Source organism: Micromonospora sp. ATLC20 (assembly GCF_057196585.1).
The window spans coordinates 1-23,974 of the sequence record NZ_JBXUOV010000086.1; the positions used below are offsets into that span (position 1 = coordinate 1).

27 protein-coding genes are annotated in these 23,974 nt (G+C 68.2%); 17 read left to right on the plus strand and 10 right to left on the minus strand.

The genetic code is table 11. The features are described 5' to 3' along the window. The 4 genes from AC2CHG_RS18555 to AC2CHG_RS18570 all read left to right on the plus strand — a co-directional run. The coding region (locus AC2CHG_RS18555) for an ATP-binding protein (protein WP_484525221.1) at positions 1–1,086 on the plus strand (1,086 nt) is incomplete at its 5' end. Between the two features lie 16 nt (positions 1,087–1,102). Next, positions 1,103–2,923, plus strand: a complete 1,821-nt coding sequence (locus tag AC2CHG_RS18560; protein WP_484525222.1) for an acyl-CoA dehydrogenase — start codon at positions 1,103–1,105, stop codon at positions 2,921–2,923. Between the two features lie 269 nt (positions 2,924–3,192). Continuing rightward, positions 3,193–4,329: an ATP-binding protein gene (locus tag AC2CHG_RS18565; RefSeq protein ID WP_484525223.1), complete on the plus strand. Its 1,137-nt coding sequence runs from the start codon at positions 3,193–3,195 to the stop codon at positions 4,327–4,329. Further along, entirely contained in the window at positions 4,326–5,651 is a 1,326-nt protein-coding gene (locus tag AC2CHG_RS18570; RefSeq protein ID WP_484525224.1) for a DUF6414 family protein, read from the plus strand. The genes AC2CHG_RS18565 and AC2CHG_RS18570 overlap by 4 nt, the downstream gene beginning before the upstream one ends. 95 nt (positions 5,652–5,746) lie before the next feature. Here the strand turns inward: AC2CHG_RS18570 and AC2CHG_RS18575 are convergent, their stop codons facing one another. Both AC2CHG_RS18575 and AC2CHG_RS18580 read right to left on the minus strand, forming a co-directional pair. Further along, the gene (locus AC2CHG_RS18575) at positions 5,747–6,325 is read right to left on the minus strand and encodes an HD domain-containing protein (RefSeq protein ID WP_484525225.1); all 579 of its coding nucleotides are present in this window, start codon (positions 6,323–6,325) and stop codon (positions 5,747–5,749) included. Further along, entirely contained in the window at positions 6,322–7,452 is a 1,131-nt protein-coding gene (locus tag AC2CHG_RS18580) for a helix-turn-helix domain-containing protein (protein WP_484525226.1), read from the minus strand. Before AC2CHG_RS18580 ends, AC2CHG_RS18575 begins: the two co-directional genes overlap by 4 nt. 403 nt (positions 7,453–7,855) lie before the next feature. On the opposite strand from AC2CHG_RS18580, the gene AC2CHG_RS18585 reads away from it, so the two are divergent. The 5 genes from AC2CHG_RS18585 to AC2CHG_RS18605 are packed head-to-tail and all read left to right on the plus strand — an operon-like array spanning position 7,856 to position 9,680. Then, positions 7,856–8,032 (plus strand): hypothetical protein, encoded by a 177-nt coding sequence (locus AC2CHG_RS18585; protein WP_484525227.1) that lies wholly within the window; start codon positions 7,856–7,858, stop codon positions 8,030–8,032. Continuing rightward, positions 8,029–8,247, plus strand: coding sequence for a hypothetical protein (locus AC2CHG_RS18590; RefSeq protein ID WP_026268310.1), 219 nt, complete (start codon positions 8,029–8,031; stop codon positions 8,245–8,247). Before AC2CHG_RS18585 ends, AC2CHG_RS18590 begins: the two co-directional genes overlap by 4 nt. Then, positions 8,244–8,417: a hypothetical protein gene (locus AC2CHG_RS18595; RefSeq protein ID WP_357209628.1), complete on the plus strand. Its 174-nt coding sequence runs from the start codon at positions 8,244–8,246 to the stop codon at positions 8,415–8,417. Before AC2CHG_RS18590 ends, AC2CHG_RS18595 begins: the two co-directional genes overlap by 4 nt. A 19-nt stretch (positions 8,418–8,436) precedes the next feature. Next, positions 8,437–8,964 carry an orotate phosphoribosyltransferase gene (gene pyrE, locus AC2CHG_RS18600; protein ID WP_355512975.1) on the plus strand — a complete coding sequence of 176 codons (528 nt, stop codon included), beginning with the start codon at positions 8,437–8,439 and terminating at the stop codon, positions 8,962–8,964. Beyond that, complete coding sequence (locus tag AC2CHG_RS18605; RefSeq protein ID WP_355512978.1) at positions 8,961–9,680, plus strand: hypothetical protein; 720 nt, start codon at positions 8,961–8,963, stop codon at positions 9,678–9,680. Before pyrE ends, AC2CHG_RS18605 begins: the two co-directional genes overlap by 4 nt. 58 nt (positions 9,681–9,738) lie before the next feature. Here the strand turns inward: AC2CHG_RS18605 and AC2CHG_RS18610 are convergent, their stop codons facing one another. The 3 genes from AC2CHG_RS18610 to AC2CHG_RS18620 all read right to left on the minus strand — a co-directional run bounded on the left by AC2CHG_RS18610 (position 9,739) and on the right by AC2CHG_RS18620 (position 12,235). After that, the gene (locus AC2CHG_RS18610) at positions 9,739–10,251 is read right to left on the minus strand and encodes a TFIIB-type zinc ribbon-containing protein (protein WP_262014439.1); all 513 of its coding nucleotides are present in this window, start codon (positions 10,249–10,251) and stop codon (positions 9,739–9,741) included. Positions 10,252–10,371: 120 nt separating this feature from the next. Then, positions 10,372–10,947: a GIY-YIG nuclease family protein gene (locus tag AC2CHG_RS18615; protein WP_262014438.1), complete on the minus strand. Its 576-nt coding sequence runs from the start codon at positions 10,945–10,947 to the stop codon at positions 10,372–10,374. A 643-nt stretch (positions 10,948–11,590) separates the two neighbouring features. After that, a complete protein-coding gene (locus tag AC2CHG_RS18620) occupies positions 11,591–12,235 on the minus strand; it encodes a CGNR zinc finger domain-containing protein (protein ID WP_262014437.1) in 645 nt (214 codons plus the stop codon). Between the two features lie 55 nt (positions 12,236–12,290). Between AC2CHG_RS18620 and AC2CHG_RS18625 the strand changes: the two genes are divergently transcribed. Then, entirely contained in the window at positions 12,291–13,037 is a 747-nt protein-coding gene (locus tag AC2CHG_RS18625; RefSeq protein ID WP_262014436.1) for a metallophosphoesterase, read from the plus strand. 12 nt (positions 13,038–13,049) lie between these two features. Beyond that, complete coding sequence (locus tag AC2CHG_RS18630; protein ID WP_262014564.1) at positions 13,050–13,682, plus strand: LysE family translocator; 633 nt, start codon at positions 13,050–13,052, stop codon at positions 13,680–13,682. A gap of 239 nt (positions 13,683–13,921) precedes the next feature. Here the strand turns inward: AC2CHG_RS18630 and AC2CHG_RS18635 are convergent, their stop codons facing one another. The 4 genes from AC2CHG_RS18635 to AC2CHG_RS18650 all read right to left on the minus strand — a co-directional run bounded on the left by AC2CHG_RS18635 (position 13,922) and on the right by AC2CHG_RS18650 (position 17,724). Beyond that, the gene (locus AC2CHG_RS18635) at positions 13,922–14,872 is read right to left on the minus strand and encodes a DUF1963 domain-containing protein (RefSeq protein WP_357209629.1); all 951 of its coding nucleotides are present in this window, start codon (positions 14,870–14,872) and stop codon (positions 13,922–13,924) included. 253 nt (positions 14,873–15,125) lie between these two features. Beyond that, a complete protein-coding gene (locus AC2CHG_RS18640; RefSeq protein WP_262015505.1) occupies positions 15,126–15,779 on the minus strand; it encodes a nucleotidyltransferase family protein in 654 nt (217 codons plus the stop codon). Positions 15,780–15,794: 15 nt separating this feature from the next. Further along, positions 15,795–16,499, minus strand: coding sequence for a response regulator (locus tag AC2CHG_RS18645; RefSeq protein ID WP_484525228.1), 705 nt, complete (start codon positions 16,497–16,499; stop codon positions 15,795–15,797). Continuing rightward, positions 16,492–17,724, minus strand: a complete 1,233-nt coding sequence (locus tag AC2CHG_RS18650) for a sensor histidine kinase (RefSeq protein ID WP_484525229.1) — start codon at positions 17,722–17,724, stop codon at positions 16,492–16,494. Before AC2CHG_RS18650 ends, AC2CHG_RS18645 begins: the two co-directional genes overlap by 8 nt. Positions 17,725–17,855: 131 nt before the next feature. On the opposite strand from AC2CHG_RS18650, the gene AC2CHG_RS18655 reads away from it, so the two are divergent. Continuing rightward, positions 17,856–18,401, plus strand: coding sequence for a hypothetical protein (locus AC2CHG_RS18655; RefSeq protein WP_484525230.1), 546 nt, complete (start codon positions 17,856–17,858; stop codon positions 18,399–18,401). Positions 18,402–19,021: 620 nt separating this feature from the next. On the opposite strand, the gene AC2CHG_RS18660 is transcribed toward AC2CHG_RS18655, so the two are convergent. Beyond that, entirely contained in the window at positions 19,022–19,552 is a 531-nt protein-coding gene (locus tag AC2CHG_RS18660) for a pyridoxamine 5'-phosphate oxidase family protein (RefSeq protein ID WP_463840297.1), read from the minus strand. A 594-nt stretch (positions 19,553–20,146) separates the two neighbouring features. On the opposite strand from AC2CHG_RS18660, the gene AC2CHG_RS18665 reads away from it, so the two are divergent. From AC2CHG_RS18665 to AC2CHG_RS18685, 5 genes are all read left to right on the plus strand, one after another. Beyond that, entirely contained in the window at positions 20,147–20,650 is a 504-nt protein-coding gene (locus tag AC2CHG_RS18665) for a hypothetical protein (protein WP_262015495.1), read from the plus strand. 20 nt (positions 20,651–20,670) lie between these two features. After that, on the plus strand, positions 20,671–21,480 hold the full coding sequence (locus AC2CHG_RS18670; RefSeq protein ID WP_484525231.1) for a DUF5984 family protein: 810 nt from the start codon (positions 20,671–20,673) through the stop codon (positions 21,478–21,480). A 135-nt stretch (positions 21,481–21,615) separates the two neighbouring features. Then, positions 21,616–23,091, plus strand: a complete 1,476-nt coding sequence (locus AC2CHG_RS18675; RefSeq protein WP_366620541.1) for a tetratricopeptide repeat protein — start codon at positions 21,616–21,618, stop codon at positions 23,089–23,091. A 172-nt stretch (positions 23,092–23,263) separates the two neighbouring features. After that, entirely contained in the window at positions 23,264–23,395 is a 132-nt protein-coding gene (locus AC2CHG_RS18680) for a hypothetical protein (RefSeq protein WP_269696801.1), read from the plus strand. Beyond that, positions 23,392–23,974: AEC family transporter (locus tag AC2CHG_RS18685; RefSeq protein WP_484525232.1), on the plus strand; the 583-nt coding region annotated here is incomplete at its 3' end. The genes AC2CHG_RS18680 and AC2CHG_RS18685, both read left to right, overlap by 4 nt.

The window sequence follows — 23,974 nt, forward strand, 5'->3', positions numbered from 1 at the left end:
GCCACGCTCGTCGCGCCGCCGCGCGACCCGGCCGGCCGGGAGGTGCTGCGCGCCGCCGAGGAGGCGGGGTTGCGGCCGCGCGTCGACCAGGACAACGGCACGGTACGCATCCGCGCCGACGTGCCCAGCGCGGAGGTGCGCCCGGCGCACCTGCGGGCGATGCTCGGTCTGCTGCTCCAGGCCGTACGCGAGCTGTCCGGCGACAGCGAGGAGCCGACGGTGCTGCGCGGACGGACGTACCTCGTGGGGCGGCGACCGGTCGCGGCGGCCGGGCCGCGCAGCGCGGCGGTGACCCTCGACCAGGTCGGCGGCCTGCCCGACGTGGTCGCGCGGTTCCGCGAGGTGGCGGTGTCGTTCCGGCACCCGGCGGCGATGGCCCGCTGGGGTGCGCGCCGGCCGCAGGGCGTCCTGATGTACGGGCCGCCCGGCACCGGCAAGACCATGCTGGCCCGGGCGCTGGCGAACGAGGTCGGCGCGGACTTCGTGGAGATCCGGACCCCGGAGATCCTGGACAAGTACCTCGGCGGCTCGGAACGCAACATCAAGCGCATCTTCCGGGAGGCACGCCGCTACCGGCGGCCGACGGTGATGCTGTTCGACGAGTTCGACTCGATCATCAGCTACGCCGGTGCGGGCGGCGACGCGGCCAGCCAGGCGGTCAACGCCGTCGCGGGCATCTTCAAGCAGGAGATGAACACGCTGTTCGAGGAGAACCCCGACGTCATCGTGGTCGCCACCACCAACTTCCCGCAGCGCGTGGACGCCTCGCTGATCCGCTCCGGCCGCTTCGACCTGAAGATCGCCATTCCGGCGCCGGACGAGGCCGGACGCGCGGAGATCCTCACCAAGATGGTCCGCGAACTGATCGACAAGCACGAGCGGCCAGGATTTCGGATGTTCGCCGACGACCTCGACCCGGCCGCGCTCGCCGCCGACACAGCGGGGCTGACCGGCGCGGACCTCCGCGAGGTGCTGCGCCGGGTGCAACTCGCCAAGGCGCTCCGGGAGGCGGCGGAGGGTGCGCCACCGGCTCCGATCGGTCAGGATGACCTGCGGGAGGCCGTCGCCGGGTTGCGCCGCGGCTGACCGGAAGGAGTCCACATTGTCCTCGTCCGATCTGCTGCTGTCCCGCCGTGACCTCGCATTCCTGCTGCACGACTGGCTGGACGTGACCCGGCTGACCGAGCGGCCCCGCTACGCCGAGCACACCCGGGAGACCGTCGACGAGGTGCTGGACCTCGCCGCCCGGGTCGCCGCCGAACGCTTCGCCCCGCACAACCGGGCCGCCGACACCGGCGAACCCACGTTCGACGGGCAGCGCGTGCGGACCATTCCGCAGGTGAAGGCCGCCCTGGAGGCGTTCGCCGAGACCGGGCTGCTCGCCGCCACCATGGACGAGTCGGTCGGCGGCCTGCAACTGCCGCACACGGTGGCCGCCGCCGCCTTCGCCTGGTTCCAGGCCGCGAACGTGGGCACGTCGGCGTACCCGATGCTGACCCTCGGCAACGCCAACCTGCTGCTCGCCCACGGCAGCGCCGAGCAGATCGACACCTGGGTCCGCCCGATGGTCGAGGGCCGCTTCTTCGGCACCATGTGCCTGTCCGAGCCGCAGGCCGGCAGTTCCCTGACCGACCTCACCACCCGGGCCGAGCCGCAGGACGACGGCACCTACCGGATCGTCGGCACCAAGATGTGGATCTCGGGCGGCGACCACGAGCTGGCCGAGAACATCGTGCACCTGGTGCTCGCCCGTATCCCCGGCGCGCCGCCCGGCGTGAAGGGCCTGTCGTTGTTCATCGTGCCGAAGGTGCTGCTCGACGAGGACGGCAACCTCGGGCCGCGCAACGACGTGGTGCTGGTCGGCCTCAATCACAAGCTCGGCTACCGGGGCACCACCAACACGCTGCTGAACTTCGGCGAGGGCGTGCACCGGCCGTACGGGCGGGCCGGAGCGGTCGGCTACCTGGTGGGGCAGCCGCACCAGGGGCTCGCGGTCATGTTCCACATGATGAACGAGGCGCGCATCGGCATCGGGGCCGGCGCCACAGCACTCGGCTACACCGCGTACCTGAAGTCCGTCGCGTACGCCCGGCAGCGCCCGCAGGGCCGGCCGGTCGCCGACAAGGACCCGACCACGCCGCAGGTGCCGATCGTGGCCCACAGCGACGTACGCCGGATGCTGCTGGCGCAGAAGAGCTACGTGGAGGGCGCGCTCGCGCTGGTGCTCTACTGCGGACGGCTGCTCGACGAGCAGAAGACCGCGCCCGCCGAGGCCGACCGCGAACGGGCACAGCTGCTGCTGGACCTGCTCACCCCGATCACCAAGAGCTGGCCGGCCCAGTGGTGCCTGGCCGCCAACGACCTGGCCATCCAGGTGCACGGCGGGTACGGCTACACCCGCGACTACGACGTCGAACAGCACTGGCGCGACAACCGGCTCAACGCCATCCACGAGGGCACCCACGGCATCCAGGCCCTCGATCTGCTCGGCCGCAAGGTCAGCATGCGCGACGGCGCGGCGCTGGAACTGCTGCTGGAGACCATTCGCGGCACCGTGACCCGGGCGTGGAAGGCGGAGGGGTTCGCCTCGGAGCTGGCCGGTCAGCTCGCCGCCGCGGTGGACCGGATCGCCGTGGTGACGCGGCGGTTGTGGGCACCGGGCGATCCGGAGCTGGCGCTGGCGAACGCCTCGGTCTACCTGGAGGCGGTCGGGCACGTGGTGATCGCGTGGATGTGGCTGGAGCAGGTGCTCGCGGTGGAGGCACTGGGGTCACCGGACGGGGCCGAGGGGGAGTTCCTGGCGGGGAAGAGGCAGGCGGCGCGGTACTTCTTCAGGTGGGAGTTGCCGAAGGTGGGGGCGCAGTTCGACCTGCTGGAAGGGCTGGACCGGACCACGCTGGACATGCGCGAGAGCTGGTTCTGAGCGGACCGGGCCAGTACCGCGAAGTAACGGCGGTTTCGTGCTGAAGGAATGCGGGATTACGTATTGCGGCACGGATAGGTGAGCCTGCAGCGTCCGCCGCGATGGTTGTGCGCCAGCAGGGCCACCCCCTCCGTCTGGCGTTGTCACACCCGCAGTTATGATCCAAGCCTCATCACATCACCACAACACTCCTCATCAGGTGCCTCTTGAACACGGCAGGAAAGCTAGTCAAGGTTCGGTTGGTCGAACCAGAGAAATCGCGCCTCTGGGTGGATCTTCAGGACGGCCAGTCGGGGACCATCACGCTCTCGGACTATGAGGATTTTGCGGTAGGCGATGTCCTGTTTTGCCGGGATGGGATGGCGCCGGAGAAGGTCTCCGATGAGCTCTGGGGTGCTGCAGCACAAGTCGGAACGGTTCGGCATGTTACCGGCGACCGTGTGGTTATGGAGGTAGACGGTCATCTAAAGGCGTACACGCAGAGGTCTTCACCTCCCTTCGAGGTAGGGCAGACAGTCGAGATCGACAGCGCAGGTCGCCCAGGAAGATTATTGTCCGAGCGCGCTATTGATCGCCTCGGCCTTGCTGATCGTGATGCATTCGATGTCGAGTCGCTAGTGGTGAAGCCCGCTGGACAGCTGACCCTCCATGATTTCGGCGGCTCTTCGGAAATTGTGAGCCGCGCCTCGAATCTCGTAAAGGTTGCACTTGATCCGGCTAATCGGATAAAGGAGATAGGCGCTAACCCGATCAAGGGAATGCTCTTCACCGGCCCGCCTGGAACAGGCAAGACTCATCTCGCTAAGGTGTTGGCCGAATTGGCAGGTGCTACCTTCTATAACATTGCTGGACCGACGATCATCGACCAGTGGATCGGACAGAGCGAACGAACCCTGCGGAACATCTTTGACCATGCCCGGCGGAATGCTCCAGCGATCCTCTTCTTTGACGAGATCGACAGCCTATTTTCCCGGCGAGGCAACTCGACGCACGAGGCAACCAACCGCCTTGTTGGTCAACTCTTGTCACTGCTGGACGGATTCTCCGCCTTTGAACGGGTGATGGTGATCGCAACCACGAACCTGGCCGAGAGCCTCGACAGCGCGCTCCTGCGGCCTGGACGACTCTCCCATAAGATCCAATTTACGCTTCCCGGCATCATGGACCGGGTCGCTATTTGCGAGGCATCGTCACGGCACATCAAATTCTCTGAGCCGGTCGACCCGTTCGCGTTAGCCGAGGCGACGTCAGGCTGGACTTCCTCCGACATTGCCGCGATCTGGACCGAAGCCGCGATTTTGGCTGCCCTTGACGGACGTGTAGCGCTTTGCCGCGAGGATGTGTACGAGGGAATGCAGCGGGTGCAGCGCGCTCCTATGGCGCCGGAAAGGGGCCCACACTCATGATCTTTCGCAGGCGGAGTCGCCGGTGGGCTAAGCAGCGACGTGAGTTCGTCTACTTGGATGAAGTCAGCGTGACCAGCCTGATTGCGTCTCGCGACGGCGCGATAAAAGAATCTGTTAAAGAGACCTTCACTCGTTCTACCGAGCGCGAATCGAAGACAATCGCGGGCTCGTCAGGCAAAAGCTTCAAGTTCAGTACGGAATTTCGGGCCAAGAACGCCGAGACGGCCGCCCATGAGGTCGTCCGTAAAGCCGTCATCCAAAGTACGTTTCGCGATCTGCGCACTGGCGGAGACGAAGAGCTGTTGCTCAGAACCGACCGCAAGCGGCAGAGGCGCGAAGTCAAGTCGTGCTCTCTTGCGACCCAGGCTGACGTGCTGCGCCACCGCAAGAAGCTTGCGCGGCACGGTCAACTGGTGGCGCTGAAAGATCTTGCCCGTGGCGACGTGCTCGAGCTTGATGTGATCCTTAGCGCGGACAGAGCGTATCAACTCGTCGCCGCTGCCTCCTCCATTGTGGAAATCGTAAAGGGTCGCGAGGCAATCTTCGGGATCAATAAGACGGAGTACGACCAAGTTGTTCACAGTCTTGAAGTCATCGATAGCCTACTCGTCGGCCTCGTGCCGATCTGCGGGACAAGTAGGGATTTTGCGATTCTGAATATCTCTGGTGATGAGTTCATTGTGGATCGACGCGTGCTTGACCCAAGCGGTAGTGTCATGAACGAGCTGAGGCCGCTGGAGGTAGTGGGAGTAACCAACTTCTCCTCTTATTCTAGAGACCTGCGGCGGGTGCTCTTTGGTCAACAGTCATATACGGCCTACATTCGAGTCGAGGTCGCCGCTCTGCGCGACAGTTGGCAACCGGTTAAGCTCGCCGACGTTCTAGAGACGATGTCAATCAATGTCGGTGAATTTTTGTCCTTGCTGCCCGAAGAATTTACACCGGCTGACGCTTCGGAGGATGGCGGGGTCGCCTTAGCTGATGATCTGACGAGAGCTCTCTCTGACTTCGGCAGAAGGCTGGCCCTCGACTCAGGAGTGACGCTGGATGAAGCAATGTTGCAGGCAACGGTTACTCAGGCGGTTCCTATGCTGGCCGATGCCGCGAACCTAGAGTCGCGTAGGGCTGCATTCGATATGGTGGCCCACGCCGTCGACCCGACGATTGATCGAGATGTGGTTCGACTTGCTCGGCAACTTGCCCAGAACGAGATTGCGGCACAGGCCGTAAAGGGCTCGAGCCAGGCCGTCATTGCTCCCGAAGTTCCTAGCGTCGCGGCGACTCGCAAGCTTGAAGTCGAATTCGTGGCGATTTACTGGTGATCGCTGAAGTCGGGTTCGTGATAATGCGAGTTTCCTTTTAGGTGCGGTACCGGGCCGCTGCCAGGCAGTCCGACGCGGAGGGGCCTACTCAACGTTCACTTCGCGGTCGGGCGGTGTAGCCATGGCATCGAGCCGCTGGTGAGGGCGACGTCCGCGAGCCGGTGAGCAGAGGCTGTTTTGAGTGCATCCCGGGAACTGTCTATCCAGCGCTGAACGTCCGAGACTCCCTGCTGCCGGTACTCGACCGCTTGGACGAGGCACTCCAACTTGTCCGCGTCGCGGGCCACCACCGCCTCCAGGGTTTCGCCGGCCTCGTACTCTGCAACGGCAGCGTTGATTACGTCGGCAACGGTGGGCGGGCAGTCGGCGACCTGGTCGGCGGTGACGGCGGTGTTGGGTGCGGCGGTGAGGTAGCGCTTGGCGATGTGCGGAATGTCGGTGATCCGGGTTTCCTGTGTGTCGTGGAGGACGCACAACATCGAGACTCGGCCCGGGTCGGCGCCCTCCATCGCCGCGAGCATCATGCCGATGAGCGCCGTTCGGAACGAGTGCTCGGCGATGGACTCCGGGTGCTTCACACCGGCAAACCACCATCCGGTCCGGGCGGCGCGCTTGAGCACGCCGGCCTCGAAGATGAAGCTCATGGCTCCTGCGGCGTCCTGGTCCTCGCTCATCTGCCCGTCCCTGTACCGGTGACTCCGTCAGCACGGAGGCTGTAGAGGATAGACGTTAGTTCTTGTCGTGACTGCCTGGATAGCTGGTCGCTGTCGAGCAGCGTGGCGCACCGGTCGGACAGTGTTTGCCCGGTCGCGAGGTCGTCGTGGGTGAGCCCGCGCCTCGCCATGAGCAGAGCCCAGAGGTTGTGCACGTTGAGGTCCACAAACGGATGGCCGATGGTGAGGCGCCCAACCAGGTGCCGGAACAGCACGACTCCTCGCCAGTCGCCGAGAGCGGCGGGCATGAACGAGTCGTCGCGATGCCGGTACGGGATCTCACCGACCCAGTAGGCGGAGTAGTTGAGCGCGGCCCGCTCGCAGGCATCGTCCGGGTGGGCGCGGGTGATGAAGTCTCTCAGCGGCTCGGGGTCTCCCTGGTTCGCGAGGGAAGTCACCATCGACCGCATGTCGGGCCACAACGGTGACCAAGTGTGGAAGCCGGTGATCCGACGAGCCGTCCGGGTGCTGCCTTCGGCGAGCCATGACGCGGACGCGCCTGTGGGATCCATGCCGGCAAGGAAGCAGGCTTGCCGGTGCAGCAGAACATCTGGCTCGCGTTCGGACGCCGAACGTTCGGCGAGCGTGCGGAGGAGTGCGAAGAAGGCCCTCCGCTCGTCGGCGGACAAGAGCGGGGCAGCAGCCACAGGGCCGCGTCGCCGGTGAAGTGTGGGGAGGCTCCTGATGAAGGTTGGCGTCTGTCCGAGAACGCTCCAGAGGATCAGGTCGGTCAGACGGTGCGTCAGCACCGACCAGCCGAGAGGTTGTTCGGCGATGGGGGATCGGCCCGCGTCGTCCCGGAGGAGCGCCGCAAGGATGAGGTCTGCCTCGGCGGCATCGTCGAGGGCGGCCAGCAGCTTCGTGTTCGCTCCGAGGCGTCCGAGCCGCTGGCGAATCGCAACGGCCTGACCGAATGGCACGGCGGTGAACGGTCTGCGCCCCGACTCCCAGCTCTGAACGGTCACCCGGTCCACGTCCAGATGCGCGGCGAGTTGTTCTTGGGTGAGCGGCACGGATTCCCGAACGAGCTTCAGGAGATAGCCCGTCACCTCGCCTCGATGCGGCGTGGAACTGCGGTGACCTGCCAACTGACATCCCTACGTTGACTGGTGGTCGACGTTTCGCCGGAAGCGGACCGCGTTGGTGGCGTTCCTGATCGGCTCACTCGTACCGCTGGTGAGTCCAGTGATCGACGCCGTGATCGTAGCGTCGCAGTTACCGAACGTTCCAGATCCGGTCCGCGATTCGCGGCCCGGGCGAGTACCGCTGCCCGTCGGAGGAATCGGCGATGCGGGAGAGGACACCACCGTGGAGACGAGTCACCTACGACCAGTACGTGGTCGCTGTTGCAATGACGCTCGCGAGGCGCCACCGCCCGAAGTGGTCATGGCGGAAGTGGCGGTGGGTGTGCCGGTGTGGTGCGGACCTGCCGTGCCGCAACCGCCACCGCGTACCGATCAATCGCGGTCACTGGCCGTCGCAGGAGGACCAGTGAGCACCGCGGAACAGGCGATCCTGGCGGTGCACGTACGGGGTCTGGACGGGAGGTGCGTGGGTTGCCGGCTGTGGTGGGCACGGCTGACTCCGTACCCCTGCTGGCAGGTCGCCTGGGCGACCAGCCGGCAGGCGCGCGCGAGCGTCGCCCGCTTCCTGGGGGTGCGCGGGTGAGCACCCACGGGCCGGTGCTGCCGGTCTGGACGTGCGGTGGGTGCGGTGCGCCGTGGCCGTGCGCGACGCGGCGGCGGGAGCTTCTTGCGGAGTACGAGGGTGCGCCGGTGTCGCTGGCGGTGTATCTGGGGGCGCAGTTGGTGCGGGCGACGGCGGATCTGAGCTGGGCGCCGGCGGGGACGTTGCACCGGCGTTTCCTGGGGTGGGTGCGGTGAGCGTGTTGCGGGCCGGCGACGAGAAGTTCCACTACAGCGACGGATCGCACCGGTGGACGGCGCCGGATCCGGAGTACGACCAGGAGGCGTGGGAGGAGCAGGTCCGCCAGCACAAGCTGGGTCACCTGCGCAACGAGCGTCCGAGGGTACGCATCCGACGGATCGTGTGACGGGTGCGAGACTGGGCCGGTGACTCACCCGCTCGCGCGCCGTGTCTACGACACCTGCCACCTCACCGGCCGGTTCCATCTTCGATCCGGGCAGGTCAGCGACGAGTACTTCGACAAGTACCTGTTCGAGGGGAAGCCGGAGCTGCTGCGCGAGGTCGCCGAGGCGATGGTGGCCCTGCTGCCGGAGTGCGACGTGCTGGCGGGCATGGAGATGGGCGGCATCCCGATTGCCACGGTGATGTCGCAGCTGACCGGGCTGCCGACGGTGTTCGTGCGCAAGCAGGCGAAGGAGTACGGCACCGCGAAGGTGGCCGAGGGTGGGCCGGTGGACGGTCTGCGGGTCGTGGTGATCGAGGACGTCGTGACCACGGGAGGCGCGCTTCTGGCCTCGTGCGGACACCTGCGCTCGGTCGGTGCCCAGGTGGAGACGGTGGTCTGCGCCATCGACCGCGAGCAGGGTGGGCGGGAGAACCTGGCGGCCGAGGGACTGCAGCTCCGCTCCGCCCTGACTCGCCGGGACCTGGAAGCCGCACTGACGGCCAGGTGATCATCCCCGGATACCTGGACGGATACGAACCGCCGATCCTGCGGTCGCCGCTGGTCGACGGGTCAGACGTGATGTCGCAGGCGATGTTCTGGCCCGCCTTCCTCGCCACCGTCGGCGGAGCCGCGTCGGCACCGGACGCCTTCGGTGTCGATCCAGCCGATCTGGAGCCGATCGTCGACGTATTCCTCGACCCGGACCGATGGCCGGTGATCTCGCTACCGCTCGCCGAGGGCTGTCGCCTGCACGTCGTCATGCGCAACTACGAGGACGACGGTGGCGTCGACTATGTGCTCGACCCCGGCACCGGCGACGTGTCGATCCCCCTCGCCGCGATGGAGGGACATTTCCGAGGGCCGGCGTTCGCATGGCAGGAGGTGGTCGCCGCAGCGCGGCAGCCGGATCCGGACCACAGGCCGGCCGAGCGGTTGCTCCTGCTCGTTCCGGCCTGTGCCGACAGCAGCCGCCCGAGCACGGCCGTCGACCTGACAGCGGAAGCCCTGGCCACTCTCGGCGCCCGGTCCGGTGTGCGTCAGCTCAGTGAAGAACTGCTTAACAACCTCAGGTACTGGGGGCCGTGCCGGTGGACGTACGTGGACGGCGTCCTCGTCGGCCTCGGATCGGCCACCTACCGCCGTCACGGAGGTGATCTGTCGCCGGAACGACTCCGTCTCGTCGCCGCCGCGCTCCAGCCCGGTGATGCCGGCATCAAGCGGTAGTCAGGGAACGTGCTCGTCACCGACAGGGCCTCGTTGGCCGGCTTGGTGCCGGACGCCGTCAGCCGGACGTCAGGTTCCACCGTGCGGGCAGGGTGCCACCGCACAGGGCGCAGGTGAAGTCGTCGTCGCGCACGATGTTGCGCTCACCGCAGCCGGGGCAACGACGAAAGATGACCCGGTCGGTGAAGCGACCAGGGTGGGGTACGCCGATTCGGTCGAGTGCCTTCGCCACAGCGGGCCAGCAGTCCGGATCGGGGCAGTAGCCGGTCGACTGGTTTGTGACCTCGCCGGCGCGCCAGCCGCCACCGGCCGAAGCAAACGCCATCTCACCTGCCGCAAGCACGTCCCGACCACCGGCAAGGGCGATGTGTTCGCTCCGACGCGGCGCCAGTCTGAGCATGCCGTCGAGATCGACAACGAACGTGACCGGTTCGCCGAGGTCTCCAGGGTCACGCCCAGCCAGCCACTCGTCGAGCGAGGCGATCGAGTGCACGGTGACAGCGTCCACCGCGACCACCCGCTCACGGAACTCGGCCGGCCCGACATAGGCGTACTGCCTCGTCTGTGCCACGGCGCGACGATAGCCGACCAGGGATCGAATGCGGCTACTGCAATTCCGGTCAGCGGATGAGCAGGCGTCTGCTCGGCCCGGATGGGATGCGGCGCGAAGCCCGTCGGGTTGCGGGCTTGGCTAAGGCTGGGCAGGGCCGCTGCTGGCGTTGTAGGCGTTCTTGGCGGCGACCACTGCCGCCTGGATGTGCTCGGGGTCGACGCCGTGGACGTTGAGCGGAGGGTGCAGGCGCCGGACGAGTTCGGCCTCGATGTCCGCCGGTTCGGCATCCTCCGCCCAGGTCAGGCGCAGGTGCTCGTGCATCCACGCGGTCAGCCGTGCCTCGTCCTCGGGAACCAGGACGACCCGGTCGGTCCAGGTCGTCCGGTAGCCCTCGGACACGAGGAGACCGGCCAATGTGCGGCGCAGGGTCGAACTGCCCGAACGCCTCAGGTGGTTGCGCAGGACCCGGCCCCGCAGGCTGGTCGCCCGGCCGAAATAGAGCATCCGCCACGACGGGTCGCTGTCGTTCGGTGGTCCGGGGAGGTCGGGGAGGACCGAGGGAGCAGCCCACCAGGCGTAGACGCCGCTGCCGCGGGCGAGCCGCTTGGCGGCGACGTCGAGTGCGACCGGCGCACCGGAGAGGAACCGCAGGGCCTCGTCGAGCCGGGCTTCGTCGGTCGGGACGTCGGCGGGCCGCCGTTCGAGGATGGTCACCGGGATGATCCTAGGCTCCTGGCGGGTCGCGATCGGGTGGGGGATCCTCCCCGCAAGACTCCTGGATGCCGGTATGGCGATCAGCCGGCGACGGTCACGACCTGCTCGGCCGGGCGGTGCCGAGGTGACCGAGCGCCCGCCCGATCTGCGGCAAAGGAGTGCACGCGCCTCTGCTGGTCGACGGCGGGCTGTGTGCCGTTCGAGATGTGATCGTCGCCGCATGTACGAGCGGGCGGACGAGTTGCGGCGATTGCTCGACGAGTGGGATTTCATCGGTGTCTTCGATGCGGAGACCAACGTCGACGAGTACGGCTGCATGCTCTTGCCGTCGTTGATGAGTGTCTCGGCGAGGAGATTCGCGGTCATTTCGGCATGTCGCCCGAGGGCGTCGGCACCGGGCCCGTGGCCGAGCGTCTGGTGGCTTCGCGTCTGCCTGGGCTGCCCCGGTCGGCTGCCGAACAATCTCGGCGAACCCGACGTCGGCCAGGATCGAAGCCGGCCACCGCGCCGTGCCGCCCCGGAGCCATTGATATTGGCCAGGCCCTCGGACGGCGGCAGGTCAGTGCGGCTCCGTCTGGCGGCTGTGCAAGGCGGTTTCGTAAATCGTCCGGGCTGAGGTAGCCCAGTGACCGGTCGTTTGCGGCTACCGCTCGGCCTGGTGCCGCTGGTAGTGGCGGGCGACGCGGGCGCGGTTGCCGCAGGACGGCTTGCACCATTGCTGGCGCGCGTGTTCCTGGAGGAAGTACCGCACGCAGCGCGGCGCCGGGCAGGCGCGTAGCCGTTCCCGCTCGGGGCTGGCGAGGAGGTCGACGGCGGCGCGGGCCAGTGCCGCAGTGAGCCGTATCCGCAGCTCCGCCGGGGCCGAGTGCCGGGTGAGGGTCGGCGCCGCGTCGTCCGGCCAGCGCAGCCGCGGGCTGGTGGGCAGCCGTCCGGCGGCGTCGTTGAGGTGCCGCACCGCTTCGGCCGGGGTGAGCAGCGATGAGTGGTCGGCCCGGCTGGGCGGAGCCGGCGCGACCGCGCGGGCGAGCAGAGTGCGTACGGCGCGGCGCAGCGCCACCACGTCGAGCCGGGCCTGCTCGTCGGGCAGGCCGGCCGGCGGTGCGAGGTCGTCGTCGTAGCGCCGTAGCGGCTCGGCCTGCTGGCGCAGCCACCGGGCGAGCCCGGGGGCGTCGGCGAGGTCGTCGGTCACGCCGCCGTTGCCGTCGTGCCGGATGGTGCCGGCCAGGGCGAGCGTGAGCTGGCCAGACATGACTCTCCTGTCGTCGCGCTGCGAATTGTGGATCTCCACGAAGCCAGTGTAGCGTCCCTAACGCATAAAGCGCCTAATCCCATTAGGGGGAATCGTGCTGACCATCGCGCACCTCAGCGACACCCATCTCGATGACCACCCGCGTTCGGCCGAGCGGACCGCCCGGGTCATGGACTACCTGCACAACCTGGCCCGCCCGGTCGACGCCATCCTGATCACCGGGGACATCGCCGACAACGGGCAGGTGTCCGAGTACGAACTCGCCGCCAAGCTCTTCGCGTCGCCACACCCGGTGCTGGTCTGCCCCGGCAACCACGATGTGCGCGACGCGTACCGCAAGGGGCTGTTGGGCGAGGCCGCGAGCGGTGACCGCCCGATCAACAGCCGCCACGACGTCGCCGGCGCCACGTTCCTGCTCGCCGACTCCACCATTCCGGGGCGCGACGACGGGCACCTGGACGAGGAGACCATGGGCTGGCTGCGCGATCAGCTCGCCTCCGTGGCGGCCGACGTCCCGGTCTTCGTCGCCTTCCACCACCCGCCGGTCGCGCTGCACCACCCAGTCATCGACGACTCGCGGCTGCTGCCCGCCGATCCGCTCGCCGACCTGGTCGCCGCCCACCCGCAGGTCGTCGCCGTGCTGACCGGGCACTTCCACACCGCCGCGGCGAGCACCTTCGCCGGCCGCCCCCTGCGCATCGCGCCGGGCGTGGTATCAACCCTCCGGATGCCGTGGGAGGGCGAGGGGCCGCTGACCGACCAGCGGCAACCGCCCGGCGTCGCCTTCCACGTGTACGACGACGCCGGGCTGCTCACCACCCACTACCGGGTGGTGGTCTGACCGGTGACCGGGATGGGCATGCTGGGCTTCGCGCTCGCCGTCGCGCCGATCACGCTCACTCCCGGCACCAGCTTCGCGCTGGTCGTCTCGCAGGTGGGCGCAGGCGGCCGGCGCCAGGGCTGGTGGGTCATCCTCGGTACGGTGACCGGGTTGTACGTGCACGCCGTGCTGGCCGCAGCCGGCCTGGCGGCGCTGGTGCTGCGCTCGTCGCAGGCGTTCTGGACCGTCAAGCTGGCTGGCGCCGCCTACCTCGTCGGGCTGGGCCTCTGGCTGCTGGTCTCCGCGACCCGCCGGCGGCCCGCCGCACCTGAGGCGCCGCCCGCCCCGACAGGATGGCGTCGGCTCCCGGGGCGCGCCCGGCATCCGTACCTCCAGGGGCTGCTCGGGAACGTGCTGAATCCCAAGGCGGCCGCCGTCTACCTGACCCTGGCCCCGCAGTTCCTCGATCCCTCCGGGCCGGTGCTGGCGCCCATGCTGCTACTCGCCACCGCGCACGCCGTGCTGCACACCGGATGGCTGGCCGGCTGGACGGCGGTCACCGGGGCGGCCGCGCGGCTGCTGCGCACCGACCGGGTGCGCCGCGCGCTGGACCGCATCACCGGCGCCGTCCTCGTCGGCCTGGGCGTCCGCTCCGCGCTGAACTGACCTACCACCACAGTCTCGAGGTGATTTTCACCGACGTCGGATACCTGGCCTGCCCGACCCAGTTCCGGGATCCCCGGTTCGGCCTGGTCTACCGCCACCGGCGTGACAACCTTGCGCAGGGGAACGACTCGCCCCGGACCTGCGGCCGACAGAGCCATCGCGAGATCCACGCTCCGCCGGAGCCGCCGCTGCTCCCGACAGCGATGCAGCACGTTGACCCGGCCGGCACCTCTCCTCGCTCACTCGGTGAACTCGGTCCAGGAGACAGCGCGGTCGAACCGCTGGGCGGCGAGGTCCTCGACGCGGATCATGAAGCGGCCGAAGTAGACGTCGTCACGGGTCTCGAACTGCACCAACGGGAGCCACTCCCGGCGGACCCGCTGCAACTCCTGTTCCACGAGGAAGGCCTCCTGGGCGCGGTCGATGCCGGTGAGGCGGCCTCGAAGCTTCTTCTCCGCCATCTCCAGCTCAGGATCGTTGTACAGGTGGCCGTAGGACACGCCACCGGTGTGCCACGAGTAGCCGCCGAACTGGAAGGCGGCGGAGTCGGCGGCCGGCCAGAGCCGGTCGACCAGGGCACACAGTTCCCGACGATGCGGCATGTCGCGAGCCAGCTGCTGCGCAAAGACGGACAGGTCCGCATCCTCCGCAGTCAACCACGAGGGCAGGGCGGCCTGGACGACGCCGAAAAGGTCCTGCTCGGGAGCGATGAAGTCACGGTCCGCGTAGTAGGGATGGGCAGCGTAGTCAGCTGGCAGCTGCGCTGTGGTCTCCGTGCCGGCTTGGACATGAAGCAGCCTCCCGTACTGCTGCTCGTCGCTGCGCTCACAGACGTCGTAGTCCTCTTCGTGATGCAGGAACACCAGCAGAGAGCCGTCCGACGGTAGCGGCAGGCGCTCGACCCGCGGCAGTGCGGCACAGTCGAAAGACGCGACGAACGGCAGCGGGTAGCCCTCTGGGTCGGTGGGCCACGGCATGCCGACCGGGAGCTGCGGCAGGCCGCCGGCCTGGCCGACGAGCAGGTCGGCGGGCCGCTGGGGCGGCAGATCCCGAGAATGCGCCGCGAGCTCGCCGTTGTACTGCTGACTTGTCCAGATGGCGAAGCGCAGCAGTCCGGCGAACGTCGCCGTCTCCGTCTCGGTGAAGCCCGCGTCGGTCGCGGCTCGCCGCAAGAGCCCGTAGTGATCCACGGACGTCATGCTGCCAGGTCTGATTCGACCGGCGGCGGCAGGCGTCCCGTATCCGATCTTCGGCATTACCGGACGTTTCGTCTTCGGCTGACCTGGCCTCACGAGGGCTGCGGTGATCGTCTTGCCTCAGAGCTGATAGGCCGCTGAACTGCGGTGGTGGAGGTGCGCCCGGCAGGATTTCGAACCTGCGGCCTTGGGGCTAGAGGAAGATCGGAGTTGGTGGGTCGACTTGGCTGTACGGATGGCTGTACGGCTACGGCGGAACGACAGTGACTTGCGGCCAGCGTCTGCTGGGGTCATGGCGCGAGAGACGCGCTCGTGAAAGCTCGACCGTGATCCTTCGTGGATTGCGCCGCCATACCCCATCGAGCAGGTCCTCCAGCCCACGCGGGGCACAGACGTGCAGTGTCTCGGCAGAGTCGAGACGCACGGCGACACAGGTAGCGGTTTCGGGCCAGGTGGCCACGGCATCGGCTACGGATCCGAGTGCATCGACTGGACCCGTGCCGAACACGCCCTCGTACCAGATGTGCACCGCGGCTTGGTTGGTCGCCTCCCACGGGACCGCCGGATCATGGCGTCGTAGGAGCTCGGTTGCCGCGACGTCGCTGCCCGGGGTGAGGTCGCTGGCGTCGAAGAATGCAACGTCGACGTCCCGAACGTCCCGGGGGTTGAAGCCGGCTCCATACCGTTGGCCCCAGACGAGATCCCGCAGAACACCCGCCCCTACCCACGCGTCCGGTAGACCAGCTTCCCGCACGGTCGTCAGCACGTTGAGTAGCCACCGACACGACACGATCAGCTCGGCCAATTCGCCCGGTCGGGATGACAGTGCGTTGGCCACACGCCGTTGCGGATCACCCGGGAACTGATTTCCGTTCAAAGTGACGGTGTCGGTCTGCCACATCACGACGGCATCCTCTCACTTTCCCGGCACCACTAGACCGACCTCGTAGGCGCACACGACGAGCTGGGCTCGATCACGGGCCGACAATTTGAGCAGCAGTCGGCTCACGTGGGTCTTCACCGTGTTGAGGCTGACGGTGGAGTGTTCGGCGATCTCCGCGTTCGACCGGCCTGCCGCAACCTGAACCAGCACTTCCCGTTCGCGCTCGGTCAGTTCGTCGAGCGCTCCCGGTGCGGTTGCCAAGGTGTGGCCGGACGTGCTTCGCACGAACTCCGCGACCAGTCGGGTGGTCACCCGTGGGGTCAGCAGGGCCTCACCACCGGCGATGATGCGGATGGCGCTGAGCAGGTCTTCCGGAGGGGTGTCCTTGAGTACGAAACCGCTTGCTCCGGCACGCAGCGCAGCGAAGACGTGCGCGTCCTCACCGAAGGTCGTGACGATCAGCACACGGGCGTCGATGCTGTCGTCGTCGGCGATGTGCCGGGTGGCTTCGAGGCCGTCCATGACCGGCATGCGGATGTCCATGAGCAGGACGTCCGGCCGAAGTGCACGGCTCTGCCGGACCGCCGCGGCACCGTCGGATGCCTCGCCGACCACCGTGAGCCCTGGTGAGGTTTCCAGGAGCACCCGGAATCCGGCTCGTACCAGCGCCTCGTCGTCCACGACCAGGACACGGATCGGCTCGGTAGTGCCGTCGACGCCGACCGCCGGTTCAGCCACGGCGCTTCCCCTCGCTGCGGTCAGCGTGTGCCGTCCGGCTCGTTGATTGTAGTGGGAACTGAACGCGCACTGCGTAACCACCGTCCGGACATGGGTCGGCCGTGACGGTGCCCTCGTACAACGCGACACGGTCCCGCATCCCGGCCAGGCCGTGTCCGCTGCCGGGCCCGGCCCCGGACGGACCGGCGACGGGGGCGGCGTTGAGCACCGAGATGCTGAGTCCGTCCGGGCCGCTGGTGACCTCGACGGATGTTGTCACCCGGCCGGCGTGGCGGACCACGTTCGTCAGCGCCTCCTGCACGACCCGGTAGGCCGACTCCTCGACCGGTGGTGGTGCGCCGGCCGTCTCGGACAGTGTGAGCGTGATCGGGTAGCCGTCATCGCGGAGATTGTCGACGAGCGACCGGATGTGTGCGAGTGTCGGTCGTTCGACGGCCGGGCCGGCCGTCAGCGCACCCGCCGTGCCCAACGGTTTCCCCGAAGCGTCCCGCAACGAGTGCAACACCGCTCGTAACTCGTCCAAAGCGCTGCGGCTGGCCGTCTCGATCGCCGACAGCGCGGCCCGCGCCTCCTCCGGCCGCTGTTCGAGCACCACCCGTGCCACGCCCGATCGGACCGCGATCATGCTCAGCGTGTGCGACACGATGTCGTGGACGTCCGCCGACACCCGGACCCGTTCCTCGGCGCGGACCCGGCGCTCTGCCTCCCGGGCCCGCTCCGCCGTCTCCGCGCGCAGCCGACGCTCCGCCTGTCGACGGGTACCGAACGCGTACCCCACCAACCAGGCGGGAATGGCGAGAACCAGTTGGATCGCGTTCTTCCCGGTGGCCGGGTGCAACTGCATCGCGATCAATTCCGCCGTGGTGACCAGCCCGACCGCGGCCACGCTGGCCCGCAGCGACACCTCGCGCGGAAGCCGATCGGCCACGGTCAGCACCGCGATCCCCAACGCTGGGCCCGCGTTGCTGTGGAACACAGTGAAGCCGACATCGGCCAGCGCCGCCACGGCGAGGACCAGCGACACCGTCACGAGCACCGGTATCGGGACCGCCCGGCGCGCCGCCAGCGGCACGGCCGCGGCGGTGCCGAGGACCAGGATCGCCGCCGTCGGCCCATGTCCGGAACCGCGGAGCAGGACCGGGAGAGTGAACAGTCCGAACGACCCGACGGCCAGAGCGATGTCGAGCAGATCGGGCGATGGCAGATCGGTCCGGCCCAGTCGCATGTGGATCACGCTAGCGAAACGTATCGACGAAGGCGTCATGCGCGAGAATGACCGTGCCGCCTCCGAGGGAGGCCCCGGATCATGCTGGAGAGCGACGCCCGGGCCGGTCGGTGTGGCGCAATGTTCCAGTCATGACAAACCACCGGCTGCAGTTGTCCCGTCCCGCCGTTTTCACCGCGACCGTTTCCGTGATAGCCGGACTGGCCAGCGGAGTCGCGAGGTACCTCCACCGATCCGACACGCTCGAACCACAGATCGCGGGCACTGAGGCGTGGCTGCCGCATCTCGGCGTCCTCGCGGTCGTGACCGTCTGGTTCGCGGTGGCATCCCGCCGTAGCCCGCTCGGCTGGAAAGTGATCTTCGTGCCGCTCGGACGTCCGATGGCAGCACGGATCGGAGCCACATTCCGGTCCGGGGCCGGCGTTCCGGCTTTGCTGCGCTGCCTGGCCGTCGCCTTCCTCGTACTGCTGGAGGTGTACATGGCCTGGCGCATCGGACTGCAGGTCTTCGCCGGGCTGGACCCGAACTTCACCCGCAACGCCTGGGGCGGCCCGTCGTACCTCGGCGCGATGTTCTGCCACTACCTCGACGGCGCCCTGCTGTACCCGATCTGCCACTTCCTGCTCCGGCGAGTCACTGTCCCCGCCCCCCCCGGGGAAGAAGGCGTCGCCGCGTGATCGGACGAGGTGAACCCGGGCCACCTACCGAATGCCGATTCGGATAGAGCGGAATTCGGCAATGCAATACGCCGACGGCTTGTCCTTCGTCGACTGATGCGCGACAGCCGTCCACCAACTGTTCTGCGACGCCATGCTTATCGCGGCAAAGGAGTGCATGCGCCTCTGCTGGTCGACGGCGGGCTGTGTGCCTTTCGAGATGTGATCGTCGCCGCATGTACGAGCGGGCGGACGAGTTGCGGCGATTGCTCGACGAGTGGGACTTCATCGGTGTCTTCGATGCGGAGACCAACGTCGACGAGTACGGCTGCATGCTCTTGCCGTCGTTGATGAGGCTGGCTGGTGGAGCGGGCGGCAGCGAGATTCGGGAGTGTCTCGGCGAGGAGATTCGCGGTCACTTCGGCATGTCGCCTGAGGGCGCCGGCACCGGGCCCGTGGCCGAGCGTCTGGTGGCTTCGCGTCTGCCTGGGCTGCCCCGGTCGGCTGCCGAACGATCTCGGCGAACCCGACGTCGGCCAGGATCGAAGCCGGCCACCGCGCCGCCCCGGAGCGGTCGTTGCCGCCGCTGGGCACCTCGAGGACGGCTCAGGTTTCGTCGAAGAGTTGGCCCGTGCTGTGGATCAGGGCTGGGCCGCCACGGTGAGCTTCGCGATGTCTGGGGCATAGACGGTCATCCAGTGCGGATGCAGCCGGTAGTAGACCACGTCGTTGTCCCAGTCGAAGAGGTCGTCGCCGTAGAAGTCCTTCAAGTACGCGAGCACGTCCGGCCAGTCCGTGGCCTGGTCGCCGTTGCGTGGGTTGAGGATCTCCACCTTGCCGTGCGTGAAGACGCCGAGGTCCTCACCGCGCATGTGTGCGGCGCTGACGGCGGGCCGCGCCGCGAGGTGGCGCGCCTTGGCGGCGTCGGGCGCAGTGCCGAAGTACCACTTGCCTCGCAGGAAGTGCCCGTCGACACCGCTGATCCGCGGCTCACCCTTCGCCGTCACGCTGGACAGAGCGAGGGTGCACATGCCGGTGAGGACCTGGGTGAGCTGCTCCGCGTTCAGTGTGCGCGCGGTGTTGATGATCGAGCGGAGGTGGGAGGTGGAGCCGGCGAGGGAGGCGTCAAGGAGGGCTTGGAGCTTTTCGAGATCTTGTGGGGTTTCGCGCATGGAGGCCTTGTCTCTCCGCATCTGTCTGTGCCGTGGTCGGCGCCTCTCACCGGCGCCGACCGATGAACCCCATGCTTCACCCAAAGCCTGACACCTTGCGTCATATTTCTTCAACTCTGCCTGCGACACGTCGGGTACCGCCGCCTGGCGTTGGGCGCGGGCGCGGGTGGCGGTGACGGCGGCCGAGGACGTGGAGCAGGCGGCGTGGCTGAGGGCGACCCGCTTCGCGTACGCGCAGAGCTCCGGACGGGGCCGAGGGGGAGTTCCTGGCGGGTAAGCGGCAGGCGGCGCGGTACTTCTACCGGTGTGAGCTGCCGAAGATGGGGGCGCAGTTGGTGCGCCACACAGACAACTCTGTCGCCGTGTCGTGCCGGGCCCGGTGACAATGCTTGCCGGACGGTGATACGACGAGGGCCGAAGGGCGTTGCTGAAGTGGGTCGACGGTTGGGCGGACACGAATGGCCGGTGATGGTCAGTACCGTTCACCTCGGGCGCGGTCGGTACCGGGTCATGCGGCCGGCAAAGCCGCCGGGGTTCGCCGGTCTGTACGAGGGCCGTCTTGGAGCCCAGTTCTGCCTCGACAAGGAAACAGCGATGCTGCTCGCGCTGGCGTGGGGGCTGGCTGCCCGGTCGCCGCACACGATCGTCTATCTTCCCCTACGTCGCGCGACAGTTCCTGACCATCACGGTTGGGGGCGCCCGCTCGACCTGGTGTTGCTGCATCACCGCCTCGCGTTCCCGCCGTCGCGGTGGAAGCAGGTCCGTTCCCGGTTGGGGACGGGTCGGCCACACACCGTCGTCCTACCTGGCGAGGCGTGGCCGGCGCGGTCGACCGATGATCACCGGCGAGTCCGGTATCAAGAGTTCCGCGATCATCTGCGGTGGGACATCGCCGCCGACACGTTGGTGCTCACCGGCAGCCGCGAAGCGTTCGAGTTGGAAGCCGACCAGGTCCGTGCCCTGGCCGAGGAGTGCCCCGCCCATCGCGCTCGCATGCCAGGCACGCACTGTTGCGCCGAGATCGGCATGGGCAGAACCCGCCGCCACCCCGACCGACGCCGGCCGTACGCCGAACTTCATGCCGAATACGCGCAGTGACGTTACTGGATACTGCTTCGATGATCAGGTTCCGGTTCGAGCTGTACCCACTCGACGAGGTGTCGCCGTGGGGCAGGGGCCAGCCGAGGCTCCACTGGTTCGGGCTCACCGAGGGCTGGTACTGGCTCGAAGCAGGCGGGCAGGAGCTGCTGCGCGGCGCCCGGGAGGTTCATCCGCATCCCTACGTCGAGTACTACCTGGCCCGGCTCTGGGAAGACGTCATTGCCCTTACACCCGAGGTGCTGGAGCCGGTGCCCGACGATCTGCAGTCGTTCATCGCCTCCCACCCCGAGCAGTGGACGTGTGACCCTCTCGAGTTCGTGGCCGAACCGGATGAGGGACAGACCGACGACGGGAACGCGGACGTGCCCGACCATCCAGTCGTCACGGCCGCGATCTGGCACGGCGAGCATCACCTGGATTTCGGTTACCTGCGCAATCCTCCCAAGCTCCGATTCTGGCGTGCCATCCGTGGCGATCGCGACGAGATCACCATGGATTGGCGGCACGAGGACGACGGCGAGATCGGTTTCACCGCCGACCCCGCAGTCCGAAGAAGCGTCCCGACCACCGCTTACCTTGAGGCCGTGCACATCCTCAACCGCGAGCTGATGGACGCCATGGGGCAGCGGGTCGAGGAGCTGGAACGCCGTGGCGGGCTACCTGGCGTGGACCTTGACGTCGTCCATCTGCGGCGGGAACACGAAGACCGGCGGCACTGGTTTGCCAAGAACCTCGATCGCTCCCCGAAGACCGACTGGAACGTTGTCCGCCAAGGTGCCCGCCTGCTGCTCGGCGACGTTCAACGGGCCGACGCCCCGGCGGGCTAGGCATTCCTTCGAGCACCCGACCGGGACATCATCCGCCTATCGGCTAGATGCGGAGGTTGGTGGCGTCGTTCCTGCCTCGCTCGAGGTCTTCGGGGGGTACGCGGGACATCAGTAGGTGGACCTAGACTGCGGCTCGTGACGACACCCCCCACTGCGGTCGAGGTGGCCTTCGCGCTGTTGCGGGAGGGCCGTATGGGTGATGCCGAGAACCTCATGACGCGCGAGCTGCAGGCCGTTACTGACAAACACGGTCACGGCAGCCCGGAATGGGCCTCGGCCCAGTGCGACCTCGGCAATGTGCTGCTCAACGCCGATCAGCTCGACCGCGCGATCGAGTGCTACCGGCGTGCCGTCTCCGCGACGCCGCGGGATCACGAGTCCCGCAAGGAGCAGTTGACCTGCCGACTCAATCTGGGCTTGGCGCTGCGCATGGCCGGACGGTTCGACGAGGCCGAGACGGAGTTGCGCCTGGGGGTGCAGGAGCGGCTCGCCTTCTACGGCCGCGAGCACGCCGGGTACGCGTTCGGTCTTGAGCCACTGGCAGACCTGCTGCGGCAGCGTGGCGACGTCGCAGGTGCCCGGCAGGTCGTCGAGGAGGCGGTGGCCAACCTGTGGCGTAACGGGCACGAGCGGGTGGCCTCCGCGTTGGCGCTGCGAGCAGCGATTGTGCACGCCGGTGGCACCGGCGAGCCGCTCTTCGTGGGCCTGGACCAGCTGCCGGACCAGGTCGTCGAGGAGATCGGACGAGTCGTCATTCAGATGCTGGACCACGACGACCCGGCAACCAGGCCCCTGCTCACCTCCCTGGTCGCCGCGTTGGAGGAGCGGCTCGGCATCGACCACCAGGCGACGCTCAATGCCTTGTCCGCACTGGCGAACCTCGGCCGTGATCTCGGTGACCAGGTGGGGCGGGTCGACGCGATCGAGCGCGTGCTCGCTTCGTACGACCGGCAGGGCCGGCAGGAGGAGGCGCTGATGGCGGCGCTCGGCTTGGCTGTGGCGCAGGGCGAAGTCGGCGACGCCCAGGCGGCGCTGGGCACGTACGCGTCGTCGTACGCGAGGGCGGAGCGCATCGGTCGTCCGGAGCTGCGGAGTCAGGTGCTGCGCAACTGGGGTCTGGCGCTGAAGGAGGCCGGCCAGGTGGACCTGGCGGAGCAACGGCTGACCGAGGCAGTGAACCAGGCGCGCCGCGGCGCCGACCATGAGATGGTCGGGCGGGCCTGCATCGCCCTCGGACTGTTCCTTCAGCATGAGGCACGGCTGTCGGAGGCCCGCACGGTCCTGGAGGAGGGCCTGACCGTCATGGATCCCGTACACCCGGACGCGATCATCGGCCGCAGCCACCTCGGTGCGGTTCTGGATGGCCGCACCTGCGGATGCGGCGACATGGCGGGCACGATCGCCGACGCGTTCCGTGGGTTCGTCATCACCAGGCTCCCTGCGGACCTGCTCGACCGCCTCGACGTGGCGATCGTCGACGGCGACTTCAAAATCGACGTGGCACTGCGGCGAGAACCCACCGAGTCCGAACTCGAACGGCTCAACGACGTCTTCCAGACCGCCCACGCGGAGTTCCGCCGCCGGATCAGCGAGCCCCGCTACGCCGGTTGACCGCACGACAGCCGCCGCAGGACCAGGCCGTGCCGGTCGAGGTCCGGACGGGATGCGAGGCTGGACGCGTGGCTTCCCGATCGATGTACGCGTGGACGGCCCTCGGCTGCCCGTCGGCCACCCGGTAAGCACCGTGGACGCGTCGGTGTGTCTGACGACCGGCGAGAGTGCGGTGGAGTGTCACGGAACCGTGCTCACCCTGCGGCAGGCCCATGACAGCCTCGCCCAGGTGGAGATCGTCGCCCGGCTCCTCGGCTCGTACGCTCCGGACGCCCGCCGGCCCCTGACGTGGCGCGACGCATGAGCCTGGTGGCGGCGTTCGTACCGATCTGGATCCTCACCGCGGTGGGTTACGCGGCCTGCCGCTGGGGCCTGCTGGGCGAGGCGGCGGCGTCGGTGCTCGGCCGGTTCGTGTTCCAGCTCGCGATGCCGGCAGCCCTGTTCCTGGCCCTGGCCCGGATGCCGCTGTCCGGGTTCGCCGGCCGTTCGCTGCTCGCCTTCGGGGTGAGCACCGTCGCGGTCGTCGGGTTCGGGTGGGCCGGCGCGAGCCGGCTGTTCGGTCGCGAGCCCGGGGAACGGCCGATCTGGGGCATGGCCGCCGGGTACGTGAACTCGGCGAACCTCGGCATCCCGATCGCCACGCAGGTTCTCGGCGACGTGTCGTTCCTGGCGGTGGTGGTGCTGCTGCAGGTGCTGGTGGTGGCGCCCGTGATCGTGGTCGCCCTGGACCGGCGCAGCGACCCGGCCGGGCGGGTGCGGGTTCGCCGGGTCGCCTCCCTGCCCGTACGCAATCCGGTGATCCTGGCGTCGCTGCTCGGTGTCGCGTGCTCCGCGGCCGGCCTGCGTCTGCCGTCGGCGGCCGACGCGTCGCTGACGCTGCTTG

Excerpts from the sequence above, each read along its gene's own strand:
- AC2CHG_RS18570 (WP_484525224.1), top strand. The coding sequence starts at position 4,326 with ATGATCTTTCGCAGGCGGAGTCGCCGGTGGGCTAAGCAGCGACGTGAG.
- AC2CHG_RS18575 (WP_484525225.1), bottom strand. The coding sequence starts at position 6,325 with ATGAGCGAGGACCAGGACGCCGCAGGAGCCATGAGCTTCATCTTCGAG.
- AC2CHG_RS18630 (WP_262014564.1), top strand. The coding sequence starts at position 13,050 with ATGGGCATGCTGGGCTTCGCGCTCGCCGTCGCGCCGATCACGCTCACT.
- AC2CHG_RS18640 (WP_262015505.1), bottom strand. The coding sequence starts at position 15,779 with ATGTGGCAGACCGACACCGTCACTTTGAACGGAAATCAGTTCCCGGGT.
- AC2CHG_RS18650 (WP_484525229.1), bottom strand. The coding sequence starts at position 17,724 with ATGCGACTGGGCCGGACCGATCTGCCATCGCCCGATCTGCTCGACATC.
- AC2CHG_RS18655 (WP_484525230.1), top strand. The coding sequence starts at position 17,856 with ATGACAAACCACCGGCTGCAGTTGTCCCGTCCCGCCGTTTTCACCGCG.
- AC2CHG_RS18660 (WP_463840297.1), bottom strand. The coding sequence starts at position 19,552 with ATGCGCGAAACCCCACAAGATCTCGAAAAGCTCCAAGCCCTCCTTGAC.
- AC2CHG_RS18665 (WP_262015495.1), top strand. The coding sequence starts at position 20,147 with ATGCTGCTCGCGCTGGCGTGGGGGCTGGCTGCCCGGTCGCCGCACACG.
- AC2CHG_RS18670 (WP_484525231.1), top strand. The coding sequence starts at position 20,671 with ATGATCAGGTTCCGGTTCGAGCTGTACCCACTCGACGAGGTGTCGCCG.